The sequence below is a fragment of the Thermodesulfatator atlanticus DSM 21156 genome (assembly GCF_000421585.1).
GTDB classification, from domain to species: domain Bacteria; phylum Desulfobacterota; class Thermodesulfobacteria; order Thermodesulfobacteriales; family Thermodesulfatatoraceae; genus Thermodesulfatator; species Thermodesulfatator atlanticus.
The window spans coordinates 1-12,031 of the sequence record NZ_ATXH01000039.1; the positions used below are offsets into that span (position 1 = coordinate 1).

Consider the following 12,031-nt stretch of genomic DNA (forward strand, 5'->3'; position numbering starts at 1 on the left):
CGTAATTGTTTGCAGCCTAACTAAAAGGAATGGAAACTAATAAATAGAATTGTCAATAGTAACAGCCTGCACGTTTGCAGCCTAACTAAAAGGAATGGAAACGATAGACCTGTAAAACGTCGTTCTCTCCCTGATCAACGTTTGCAGCCTAACTAAAAGGAATGGAACCCGTCCCAGATGCCCGGGAGGCATGGGAGAAGGCCGTTTCGCTTGCGGAAAGGCACGTGGAAAAACTTTCGCGCGAGGGAACTTATTACGCCAGCAAAAGGCTTATCGCCGAGATGAAAAAGGCCATAGAGGCCGGAAGGGAGGACCTTCTCGTGCGGGCTATCAACTGGTGGCTCTACGACAGGCAGCTATACTTTTTAAAGCGCGTGGCCCGCACAGAGGCGGCCAATGCCTTTCATCTGGCGCAAATCAAGGCTACCGAAGACGACCCGTACGTGATCGGCTACCAGTGGCGACTTTCAAGCAGCCATCCGCGGCCTGATATCTGCGATTGGTATGCCAGCGTGGATTTCGGGCTGGGAAAAGGCGTGTGGCCCAAAGACCGGGTGCCGCGGAAAAAGGCTCACCCACACTGCATGTGCTACCTGCTTCCCAGGGTTTCGAAGGTAAAGACTCCAAGAGTCAAGAACTTCGCAGAACTGTGGGAGAATCTTTCGCCGGAGGTAAGGCGCGAAATTCTTCCTCGCTGGGCGTCAAAGCTTGCCCATGCAGGGGTTTCGCCGGATGAGTTTCTTGCTGCGGATAAGCTTTCTTTTATACGGAGAAAGGACTTCATTGCTCGCATGGGCAAGGAGCGCTTTGAGGCCCTTTCGGCCATCGGCGGCGCCCTTGAGGAGGTAAAATGGCGGGATCTTGGACGACACGTAATGGCGCGTAAGGACTACGTCAAGGATGCCCTGGAGCTTAATCGCCGGGTTGATAGCGTTCTAAAGGATAAAAAAGCAAAAGTTTGGGCAATAAAACACTCCAAAAAAGGGCTTGTGAGGATTTATGTAGTTTCCTCTCAAGGAGAGCTTGCTATCATTGAGCGGGACGGTACCAGAGTATCGTGGTTCCCTCTTGACAGACAAAACCCCGATGCTTTCATTCAAAAGATGAAAGAAAGGATTTCGGGGTCACAGGAGTTTGTCTTTGTCGGTGAAAGAGGAGCTTTATGGCCCGAAAAGTAACCCCAGAAGAGATGTATCGCTTTGTTAGTGAGGCGCTTACTTTTAGCGCCGAAGAGCTAATTTTGCTTCTGCCGGAGTACCGAGAGGGGTTAAAAAACTCTCCGAAAACCAGAGACGTAGATCGTATGGTATTTGAAAACATTAAGAACCTCCCAGAGATCTGGGAAGACGACGACACCTATCCGCTTGAAAAGTGGTGGTGGCACCTGAGAAAGATTGCCCACCGGGAATATCCTGCCGAACTTTTGCCTGCTTATCTGCGCGAGATTTATCTGGCCAGCGGCGAGTAGCTGGATTTTGTCGCCGCTTTCATTTAAAGCGAGCTTCAAAATCGCCTTCTGAGGCTTTTTCCTTGCCAGCCCTAACTGAGGAGGTATATGTCAGCACGAGAAAGCCTCTCAGAGAGGTTTCTAGACGCCTTAGAAAGTTTGCAGCCTAACAAAAAGAAATGATTTGTGAATTCTTCGCCTTCGGCTCAGATGACATAGGGGAATATGTTCAGGATTGGAGAAAGAAATTCGTGCAGAATTATAGAGTGGGAGGGCAGCCCAGAATGAAAAAGATGGGGAGGTGTATTAATCTTATTAGAAGATAAATTCTGCTCAATTTTAAAGTTGTTCAAGGGTCTCTTTATATACCACTACCAAGCCACTAGGACATAGACAAAAAACGAAGGGGATCCGTTCCTATTTTTAGAAACGAAAAATAGGAACGGATCCTTTTATTTTAGGTGTCACCTCTGGTTGAGGCGACACCCTTTGGTCTATTTTGTGGCTTTTTGGAATTTTAGGTCAAAGCGGTCAAGGTTCATTACCTTATCCCAGGCAGCCACAAAGTCCTTTACGAACTTTTCTTTTCCGTCAGAAGAAGCATATACCTCTGCCACGGCCCTGAGTTCACCGTGGTGACCAAAGATCAAATCAACCCGGGTGGCTGTCCATTTGAGCGCACGGCTCTTGCGGTCATAGCCGTTAAAAAGATAGAGATGTTCGTCCGCAGGCTCCCATTCAATACCCATGTCCAACAAATTGGTGAAAAAGTCATTTGAAAGCACGCCGACATTTTCGGTAAAAACGCCATGTTTGGCATATTGATACGTAGCCCCAAGTACCCTTAAACCACCAAGAAGAACAGTCATTTCAGGCACCGTGAGAGTCAAAAGCTGGGCCTTATCCACCAGCCAGTACTCCGCAGGCCAGTATTTCTCAGCGGCCTTGGCCGGGTTTTTAAAGTAGTTTCTAAAGCCATCGGCAAAAGGCTCAATAGCCGCGTAAAAGGGCTTATCGATTTGTTCCTGGGCAGCATCAACCCGCCCAGGAACACAAGGCACCTCAATGTCAAAGTCTGCTTTACGGGCGGCCTCTTCAATAGCCGCACAACCACCAAGGACAATCAAGTCCGCCAAAGAGACTTTTTTCGCACCCTTTTGCCGCTCATTGAACTCCCGCTGGATGGCTTCATAGGTGGCTATTATTTTGGCAAGGTCCTCAGGGTGATTTACCTCCCAGTCTTTAAGGGGAGAAAGCCTTAGGCGCGCCCCGTTTGCTCCGCCTTTGCGGTCTGAGTCCCGGTAAGTTGCCGCCGAAGACCAGGCGGTATAAACAAGCTGCGGAATACTAAGCCCAGAGGCCAAAACCGCTTTTTTCAATTGGGAAATATCTTCCTGGTCTATGACTTCAAAGTCTCTTTTGGGTAGGGGATCCTGCCAGATATAGACTTCCTCTGGCACATCTTGGCCAACGTAGCATTCAGGTGGCCCCATATCACGGTGGATGAGTTTGAACCATGCCCGGGCAAAGGCCTTTTCAAACTCTTCGGGATTTTCCAAAAAGCGCTTGGCAATGGCGGCATAAGCAGGATCAAACTTAAGGGCAAGGTCTGCGGTAAGCATCATCGGGGGGTGCTTTTTATCAGGGTCGTAGGCGTCTGGAATGATTTCCGGGCCGTCTTTAGCAACCCACTGGTGCTTGCCAGCCGGGCTTTTGGTTAGCTCCCACTCGTGGTTAAAAAGGAGATGAAGATAGCTTATGCCAAACTTCGTGGGCGTTGGCGACCAGGTCAGTTCAAAGCCTGAGGTAAAGGTATCAGGGCCCTTACCGGTTTTGTACGAGTTTTTCCAGCCAAGACCCTGCTGGTTGGGTGGCGATGAGTCTGGATCTGGACCAACATAGGTGTCTGGACAGGCTCCGTGGCATTTACCAAAGGCATGGCCGCCGGCGATAAGGGCCACGGTTTCCTCATCGTTCATGCCCATGCGGGCAAAGGCGGTTCTAATCTGCTTAGCTGAGGCTACAGGGTCGGGATTGCCTTCGGGCCCCTCGGGGTTTACGTAAATTAGCCCCATCTCAGTGGCGGCAAAGGGTCTTTCAAGCTCTCCTTCCCTGTAGCGCTCTTTACCTGAAAGCATTTCTTCCTCAGGACCCCAATCTGGGCTTTCATCAGGCTCCCAGATGTCTTCCCTGCCTCCGGAAAACCCTGCCGTCTTAACGCCCATGACCTCAAGGGCTACGTTTCCGGCAAGGACAATGAGATCCGCCCAGGAAATCTTGCGCCCGTACTTTTGTTTGATAGGCCAGAGCAGACGGATGGCCTTGTCAAGATTCATGTTATCCGGCCAGTTGTAGCGTGGCGCAAGCCGCAGGTCTCCTGTCCTTGCTCCACCGCGGCCGTCGAAGATGCGGTAACTCCCCGCACTATGCCAGGCCATGCGGATAAAAAGCGGCCCGTAATGACCAAAGTCTGCAGGCCACCAGTCCTGAGAATCGGTCATGAGTTTTTTGAGGTCTTCTTTGACCGCTGCTAAATCAAGACTTTCAAATTCCTTAACGTAGTCGAAATCTTCGCCGTAGGGATTGGAACGCGGGTCGTTTTGCCTGAGGACCTTTAAGTTGAGCCTGGTTGGCCACCAGTCGGTAATCCATCTTTTTCTCTTTTCCTGCCCCTTTCCTGACATGTCAACCTCCATAGAATTATTTTTAATTAGTAGTTAATCTTAAAACAGGGAAAATGTTGAGTCAAGAAAAAGTTGAACTTTTTTTATTACGGAGCGTAAAAGCGACACTTGAACAACGACATTACGAGCGCCTTTTGCGTGTCATTGCGAGCGACGCGAAGCTATCTAGATCCCTCACTGTGTTTAGGACAGGGATCGCCACGGCAAGCTTTCGCTTGCCTCGCGATGACCAGTGTTGGGATCATCGCGAGCGAGAGTTCTTTTTTATGGTTATTGCGAGGAACGAAGTGCCGAAGCAATCTCAGGGACCGGGCTGGCGTACAAGTCGCCTCGCAATGATACCTTTGTCGGATATAAAACATGCTCTCTTCTTGTGAAATGGTCTTAAGGGGAAAGTCCCCTAGGACTTTCCCCGCGATGCTTTTTCATGTTTTTCGTTGTGAGTAATCGCTCATGACGGTCAAAATTTTGGCCGGGTGAGGCAGTTAACGCCCGAGGTGGCAATCCCTAAGAAAGCTTGTCATGAAATTGTCACAAAGCCTACGCAATTTTCCCATAAATCTTCTTTATGTTTTGAAGCAAATGAATGAGACCGAAACTTTCATAAAATGTCCGTTTTGTGGTTCGCAAGCATACAACCGTTATGGCAAAACCAAAAACGGTCTGCAGCGTTATCGTTGTCTGGTCTGCAATCGCCAGTTTACCGAAAAATCAAAGCCAAGACTCCTAAAAAGGCCTTCGTGCCCAAAATGCGGCAAAAAGATGTATGTCTATATGAAGGGAGAAGGCTACGTTCGCTGGCGGTGTTCTGCTTACCCCCAATGCAATACTTATCTCAAAACACCCTTAGAAGAAGCAGGAGGAGTGCAAGATGCCATATTACCTTCACAAGATAAAGGGTCGTATTCGTTTGCGGACCCCTATCATTAAAAATAACCCCTCTCTTGCTGACGCGGTGGCCGATTTTTTAAGGCACCTTGGAGGGGTTAAGTCCGTTTCCACTAACATTGTTACCGGGAGCGTGGTAATAAACTACAACCCTGCGGTCATTGATGCCGAAGAAATTATTCAGGCCCTTGAACGTGAAGGCTACTTTAATATCAGCCAGGCCACTAGTTGCGAAAAAGTACTCCAAAAACATGCGGAAAAACTGGCTGAACACGCTGGCAAGGCAATTTTCGGCTTAGTATCCGAACAGGTCCTTAGCAGGACTGGCCTTTCTCTTTTGAGTTTGATTATTTAAGAATAAAGCCCGCCCTTCCCTGCTTCACCTTCCCTAGGCCTCCTCTCTGAGGAGGTCTTTTTTATCGGTACGTTCCCAGGGAGCTGCAAGATCCATGCGCCCCATGTGCCCAAAGGCCGCAAGTTTTTGGTAAAAACCACCCTTTAACATCTGCGGAAGTTTACGCAGGGAAAAGGCCTTCTGGATGGCCGCAGGTCTGAAATCAAAGTGTTTTTTAACAAGCGCCTCGATTTTCTCATCAGGAATAATTCCTGTTCCAAAGGTGTTGACTGTAATGCTTACCGGACGAGAACGCCCAATGGCATAGCTCAGATGTACCTCGCATTCCCGGGCAAGCCCTGCGGCTACGACGTTTTTAGCAGCGTAACGTGCAGCGTAAGCCCCTATGCGATCCACACGAAAGGGGTCCTTTCCGCTTAAAGCGGCCCCACTGTGCCTGGCAAACTCACCGTAAGTATCCACGGCATTTTTGCGCCCGGTAAGGCCAGAATGAAGCATGGGCCCACAGCCCTGAGGGTCTTCAATGATGCGTATATCTATGATGGTATCTTTATTAGGCCTTATTTCTTCCCCCTGAAACGCTGCCTCTATGACCTGTTCCCGTATATCCGCTTTTATCTTTTGGTGCGATAATTTTTCCGTTACGCAGGCCATAATCATTATCGAAGAGATGCCATAGGGCCTGCCATCGCGGAATTCAACGCCCACCTGAGTCTTTCCGTCTGGAGAAAGATAAGGCAAAAGGTTGGTCAAACGCACCGTGGTAAGCCTGCGCGCAAGCTTATGCGCCAGGACAATGGGAAGGGGCATAAGCGAAGGGGTGTGATCGCACGCGTAGCCAAAAACATTGGCCTGGTTGCGCACCTTGATACTTTCGATCATCTCCTCGGTGAGTTCTTCGTCCTCGTAGCGTCTTTCGTGATCAAGGGGTTCTTCCGAGATGCTGGTAAGAATGGTGCAATTTCGCGCACTGAAGCTTGGCGAGCGATAGCCAATTTCGTTTATCACCCAACGGGCCACGTAAGGCACATCAATCAAAGCAGTTGACGAGAAACGCACTGCCAAAAATAAAAGGCCTTGCGAGACCGCACATTCGGCAATCACCGAGGCCAGGGGATCCTGTTGTAAAAACCGGTCCACAATGGCGTCACTAATCTGATCGCAAAGTTTATCAGGGTGCCCATCGGTAACCGAGGCTGAAGTGAAGATAAAATCCTTTTTCATGCCGCCTCCTGCCGGCTTACTTTTTTGATAAAGGCATTCAAAAATAAAGACCCCAGGGAAGAACCAGCCACTACCAGCGCATCAATAATACCCATGGGACCAAGGCCAAGTATTTTCCTTATAGGCGGTAAGAAAAGAAGGCTATGTGAAGCCGCGGTTCCCAGCATGCAGCGCGCAAGGTAAGGATTTTGGGGAAGAGCAGCATTTTCAAGAAAGGTGAGCTTTTCGCTGCGGCAATTAAAGGTATGCAGGAGCTGAGCAGCAGTAAGCGAAAGGAAAGAAAGGCCGCTTGCCTGGGGCCCTTGTCCGTAGCGCGCAAGCCCGTAAAAATAAGGCAAAAGCGAGGCCCCTGAAATAACCGAAGCTTCTAGAGTAAGGCGTTTGAAGTCTTGCTGGTCCATAATAGGGAGGGAAGGATCCCGCGGAGGTTCTTCCATCACGCCTGGTTCTCCCGGCTCAAGGGAAAGAGCAAGCCCGGGGAACACATCCGTAACCAGATTAATCCACAAAAGCTGCATCTGGTTAAGCGGTTGCCCAAGGCCTGCCACGTTTGCCGTGACCGAGACCATGATCTCGCTCATATTCGTGGAAAGCAAAAACTCAAGGGACTTGCGGATGTTTTTGTAGATGTTGCGGCCTTTTTCCACCGCAAGGACCATGGTGCCCAGTTGGTCGTCTTCGATGATGATGTCAGCCACTTCTTTGGCCACATCGGTTCCACTGCCCGTGGTAATGCCGATATCAGCAGCCTTAAGGGCCGGGATATCGTTTATGCCATCACCAGTCATGGCCACCCTTAGGCCCAAGTCTTGAAAGGCCTGGACAATGCGCAGTTTGTCTGCCGGGCTTACCCGAGAAAACACAGACACTCTTTTGAGAAGCCCGGCAAAGGCCTCGGGCTTTAAATGGGAAAAATCAGAGGAATCAAGGATGACCAGTTCGTCGTCACCGCTAATGTTAATGGTCTTACCAATGGCATAAGCCGTGGGAGATTGATCCCCGGTGATCATTACCGTGCGGATACCGGCCCGATGAAGTTTGGCGATAAGGTCTTTTATCCCCGGGCGGATAGGGTCTTCCATGCCTACGAAGCCAAGCCAGATAAAGTCCTCACACCAGGGAGTTTCTTCTTTTTCAAGATCAAGCTCTGGGTCATCAGAAATACCATAGGCCACCCCCAGGACCCTCAGGCCCCGGACAGCTAACTGGTCGTTTAAGTTCATGAGCTCAATGCGTTCTTCTTCTCCCAAAGGAAGGATCTTACCCCCTACCAGAGCCCGACCACAAAGGCCAAGCACCTGGGAAGGCATTCCTTTTATGGCATAGAGGAACTTGCCCGAGGGGAGTTCGTGTACCGTTACCATGTAAAGGCGGTTCTCCGCCCGATGGATTATCCTAAGGCGCGGGAAGGCCTTACGCAGGGCCTCAATATCAAGGCCTGCCTTAAAGGCTATTTCTAAAAGGGCGGTCTCGGTGGGGGTGCCGCGGAAAGAGACTTCTTCGCCGTTTTTTATGAGTTCACTTTCATTACACAGCACACAGACCGCAAGCAAAGAAAGCAACTCATCCTGAGGGGCTTCAAACAAAATAGACGCGGTAGGGTCTAAAAGGGCATATTTGTTTTCAAGGCCAGCCAGGTTGTAGGTGGTACCGCCGCAGGAGATATCAGTCACCTGCATGCGATTTTCTGTGATGGTGCCGGTCTTATCAAGACACATGACCTGCACCGAACCAAGGGCTTCAATGGCCGCCAAGCGCCGCACGATAATGTGCTGGCGTCTCATCTCGCGAACCCCAAGGGCAAGGGTGGTGGTGGCTACCGTAGAAAGCCCTTCAGGCACCGCCGCCACGGCCAGGGAAAGGGCTGTGTTTAACATTTGCAACAGGCCATAGCCTCGCAAAATCCCCAGCACAAAAACCCCGCCACAAAGGGCCCCAGAAAGCACCACAAGCTTGGTCCCCATTTCATCAAGTTGCTTTTCAATGCCTGTTTCAGGGGGCCTTGCTTCCGCAAGAGAAAGCTGAATACGGCCTATTTCGGTATCTTTGCCCGTGGCCACGGCCACCGCCTTTCCCTGCCCGCCAAGGACAAGGGTGCCCATAAAACACATGTTGACCCTATCTGCCAGGGGGTAGGTTTCGTTAGAGGGTAAAGGAGACGGCGTTTTGACTACCGGGAGGCTCTCTCCGGTTAGTGCGGACTCGTCAATACTTAAGCGCTCGGCTTCAATGATGCGGCCGTCAGCAGGAACATAAGCCCCTGGCCGCAGGAGAAAAATATCCCCTGGGACTATGTCTTCGGCAGGGATACGCCTTACCTTGCCCTCACGAATAACCAGGGCCTCTGGCTGTACCAGTTTTTTGAGCGAGCTTATAGTGCGCTCGGCTTCACTTTCGGTCTTATAGCCGATGTAGGCGTTAAGCCCCACCACGCAAAGAATAGCCACCGCGTCTAATACGCCGCCGGTAAAAAGTGAAATGGCAGAGGCCACCCCTAAAATAGCCACAGGAACACTTTTTATCTGATCAAGAAAGATTTCCCAACCTGAGCGAGTCGTTATCTCGGGGAGGATGTTTGGCCCGTATTTTTGCTTGAGCTTTTCGTAAGTTTTGCGGTCAAGGCCAAGGTCTTTATCCGTGCCGAAAAGCTCAAGCACTTCCTCCACGGTCATGGTGTGCCATTTAGGGCCTTCTTCAGCCAGAACAGTGGGACTCTTAGTTTTTAGAGTTTCTTTTAGTTTTTGGGCCTCTTCTTTGGTAGGAAGGCGACTTAAATAGTCTTTTAGCTCTTTTTCTATTTCTTTGAGAGAAACATCTGGTTTAAATTCCACTAAAATTGTCGCGGTAAGGGGATTTACCTTTACTTTTTTTATGCGTCCGTTCTGGGTAAGCACCCTTTCGAGATAATCTTTTACGTGAAAGGCACGATAAAGCTTAGGCGTTTTAAAGCGAACACGCCCTTTTAGTTCATGGATCTTTTCAAGCTCTACCTCAGGCATGGATCAAGTCCTTCATCTGGAAAATCGTCATCAAGAAAAAGCTCGCTTCAATTTGTCATCGCTGGGCGGACAAAGCCTCCGGTGGCAACCGCAGGAGATTGTTCCCACCTTCCGCGTTTGCCAGGACACGTAAAAAGCAGCACTTACCATGACCATATCGTCTCTTTGGTGCTCCTATCACGGATCCTTAAGGGGACAGATCCAAAAGGGGACCGCCTTTGGGCCATCCCCTTTTGGAGCCTTAATCAAGCTAAGTAGATTTTTTAGTGGATTTGGCCTTGGCTTCTTTTTTAGTTTCTTTGCTCTCGGCTTTTGCAGAAGAAGCTTCTTCAGAAACCGTCTCTGCCTTGACCTCTATGACTTCTGTTTTTTCTTCTTTCTTTTTAGATGGTTTGGGTAGCGTCTCTCCTAAGACCTCTTTGGTGCTTCCCACTACCCCGACTAGGACTTCTTTTACCGAGGTGGTGACCGTTTTACTTACTTCGCTTGCCCCTTCTACAGCTCCCGTTACCGCGGCCTTGGCTACCTCTTCCACGTTTCCACCGATTTCGCGGGTGGCCTCTATGATGCCTTCAACAGTGCGGCGGGCAACCTCTGCCACATCAGCGCCTACAGCAGCGGCATTTTTAACGGCGTCGCGGGCGATTTCAGAAGCCGCTTTAACCACATCGCCACCAACTTCATTTACTCCCAAGATGAGCCCTTTGGCCACGCTTTTGACACTGGTGATGGCCCCGGTGCCCACTTCTTCGGTGGCCTGAATAGCCCCTTTCATGGTATCAGCGATTACGTTTATACCTTCTTTGGTAACATCACCGGCCGCACGCAAAACATCAATAATGGTGTTGCGGGTAAGGGCTACGATCTCAGCCTCGATTTCCTGAAGGCCTTTTAGGCTGCTTACGATGCCGTCTTTTACGGCTCTTCCAGCAGTACCCAATACTGCAAAGGGATTGGGAAATTGAAAACCGCTATCGCTCTTAGTCTCAACTTGTTGTATTTCTTTTTTGGCTTCAGCCATGGCTTACCTCCTTGTCTATTTTTTAAGAAAATTAAAGGCATACCAGAACGCAGCATGCCAAACTGGCAAATCTGTTTTACCTCGCAAAAGCTGATATAACCCCACGGCTATACATGCTAACCCAACAGAAGAAGCGAGATCTAAACGGTAATGAGAGCTTTCTTTTACTTTCTCATCAGCCTTCTTAAAAAGGCTATGCACGTGAGATCTTACGGCTACTTCGTCTAATTTTTTTATCTCAAAGACATCTAATTCGCGAATGTTTTTCCAGAAGGCTTGAGGGGATCCGTCATACTCTATCAAGATACTTCCGGTTTGGGGATTAATAGTAATTTTTTTAATATTTTCGATAGCTTCTAAAGCTGATGCTATTTTCGTTAGTTTATCTTTATTGTTACGTAAAGCAGGAAGCTTAAGTCTCAGGCGCCCCTTTAAACTATGCACGACAAATGCTTCAGGCTTACTCGGCATCGGATTCGCCTCCTGATGGAGGTGAAGATAGCTCCTCTTCAAGCTCGGCTTTGGTTTCCGCCCATAGGTCTTCTAGAGTCTCAGTTAGTTCTGCCAAAGTTTCTCGGCCTTTTTCATAAGCTATAAGAGATCCCTTCATCATACCTTTAACAAGGGGCTTAGCCGCCTGACCAAAAACAGGCAAAAGTTTGGGAATAACATAGGCCAAACCTAAACCAATTGATAAACCAGTTACTACATCTTTTTTGACGAAGTCATCTGCATCAATTCCCATAACTCCCCCCTATATTCTAGCTTCAAATTAAGAAAATAATGACCCATATTCAAGAATCAAGATCATTTTTTTCCTATTTAAAATTTCCTACTCTCAAAGTATAAAAACGTATAGCACAGTAACAAAAAAGCCAAGTATTTTTAATGAATCAGTAACTATTTGGTAGATATTTCTTAACAAAATCGTGTTTTAAAGAAGCAAAAAATGGAGAAGAAGATAATTATTGAACTACACGATGTTAGTCCATTCTACAAAAACGAATTACTTAATATTTTAAGAATGCTATATGAGCATGGAATAAAAAAATTTTCTATTTTGTTAACACCTAACTTTAAAGGAAGATACAGACTTGACAAAGATAATTCATTTAAGGATCTAATAAAATGTTCAAAACAAGAAATAATCCTCCATGGATTATATCATGAAGGGAAAATTTCATTACGACACATTTTAGCGACTAATAGAGAAGGAGAATTTGCAGATCTTTCCAAAGAAGAAACGAGAAGAAGAATAGTAGAAGGGAATAAAATATTAAAGAATTGCGGGATAGATACCCACTTTTTTGTAGCTCCAGCGTGGATAAATAACAAATATTTAGAAAAAATATTAACAGAACAGAAGTTTAAAGGAATAGGGAATAGATGGTCGATTAAAATTTTTAATAAGAA

At 48.2% G+C, this 12,031-nt stretch carries 11 protein-coding genes; 5 read left to right on the forward strand and 6 right to left on the reverse strand.

What is annotated here, in order from left to right:
• Positions 1-161: 161 nt before the first annotated feature.
• Positions 162-1,178 (forward strand): hypothetical protein, encoded by a 1,017-nt coding sequence (locus H528_RS14400; protein ID WP_028845929.1) that lies wholly within the window; start codon positions 162-164, stop codon positions 1,176-1,178.
• Complete coding sequence (locus tag H528_RS13665) at positions 1,163-1,468, forward strand: hypothetical protein (RefSeq protein WP_022854448.1); 306 nt, start codon at positions 1,163-1,165, stop codon at positions 1,466-1,468. The genes H528_RS14400 and H528_RS13665 overlap by 16 nt, the downstream gene beginning before the upstream one ends.
• Positions 1,469-1,941: 473 nt before the next feature.
• Here H528_RS13665 and katG read toward each other — a convergent pair whose 3' ends face one another.
• On the reverse strand, positions 1,942-4,143 hold the full coding sequence (gene katG / locus H528_RS0111460) for a catalase/peroxidase HPI (protein WP_218969838.1): 2,202 nt from the start codon (positions 4,141-4,143) through the stop codon (positions 1,942-1,944).
• A gap of 570 nt (positions 4,144-4,713) precedes the next feature.
• On the opposite strand from katG, the gene H528_RS14920 reads away from it, so the two are divergent.
• Positions 4,714-5,061, forward strand: coding sequence for an IS1/IS1595 family N-terminal zinc-binding domain-containing protein (locus tag H528_RS14920; RefSeq protein WP_084677726.1), 348 nt, complete (start codon positions 4,714-4,716; stop codon positions 5,059-5,061).
• Positions 5,003-5,374, forward strand: coding sequence for an HMA2 domain-containing protein (locus H528_RS13670; protein ID WP_022854451.1), 372 nt, complete (start codon positions 5,003-5,005; stop codon positions 5,372-5,374). Before H528_RS14920 ends, H528_RS13670 begins: the two co-directional genes overlap by 59 nt.
• 33 nt (positions 5,375-5,407) lie before the next feature.
• Here the strand turns inward: H528_RS13670 and metK are convergent, their stop codons facing one another.
• The 5 genes from metK to H528_RS0111500 all read right to left on the reverse strand — a co-directional run bounded on the left by metK (position 5,408) and on the right by H528_RS0111500 (position 11,363).
• Positions 5,408-6,598 (reverse strand): methionine adenosyltransferase, encoded by a 1,191-nt coding sequence (gene metK / locus H528_RS0111475; protein WP_022854452.1) that lies wholly within the window; start codon positions 6,596-6,598, stop codon positions 5,408-5,410.
• Complete coding sequence (locus H528_RS0111480; protein WP_022854453.1) at positions 6,595-9,597, reverse strand: cation-translocating P-type ATPase; 3,003 nt, start codon at positions 9,595-9,597, stop codon at positions 6,595-6,597. The genes metK and H528_RS0111480 overlap by 4 nt, the downstream gene beginning before the upstream one ends.
• Before the next feature lie 250 nt (positions 9,598-9,847).
• The gene (locus H528_RS0111490) at positions 9,848-10,618 is read right to left on the reverse strand and encodes a hypothetical protein (RefSeq protein ID WP_022854454.1); all 771 of its coding nucleotides are present in this window, start codon (positions 10,616-10,618) and stop codon (positions 9,848-9,850) included.
• A 15-nt stretch (positions 10,619-10,633) separates the two neighbouring features.
• The gene (locus tag H528_RS0111495; RefSeq protein WP_022853510.1) at positions 10,634-11,089 is read right to left on the reverse strand and encodes an HMA2 domain-containing protein; all 456 of its coding nucleotides are present in this window, start codon (positions 11,087-11,089) and stop codon (positions 10,634-10,636) included.
• Positions 11,079-11,363 carry a DUF5132 domain-containing protein gene (locus H528_RS0111500; RefSeq protein ID WP_022853511.1) on the reverse strand — a complete coding sequence of 95 codons (285 nt, stop codon included), beginning with the start codon at positions 11,361-11,363 and terminating at the stop codon, positions 11,079-11,081. The genes H528_RS0111495 and H528_RS0111500 overlap by 11 nt, the downstream gene beginning before the upstream one ends.
• A 204-nt stretch (positions 11,364-11,567) precedes the next feature.
• Between H528_RS0111500 and H528_RS0111505 the strand changes: the two genes are divergently transcribed.
• A partial coding sequence (locus H528_RS0111505; RefSeq protein ID WP_022854455.1) for a DUF2334 domain-containing protein occupies positions 11,568-12,031 on the forward strand: 464 nt, incomplete at its 3' end.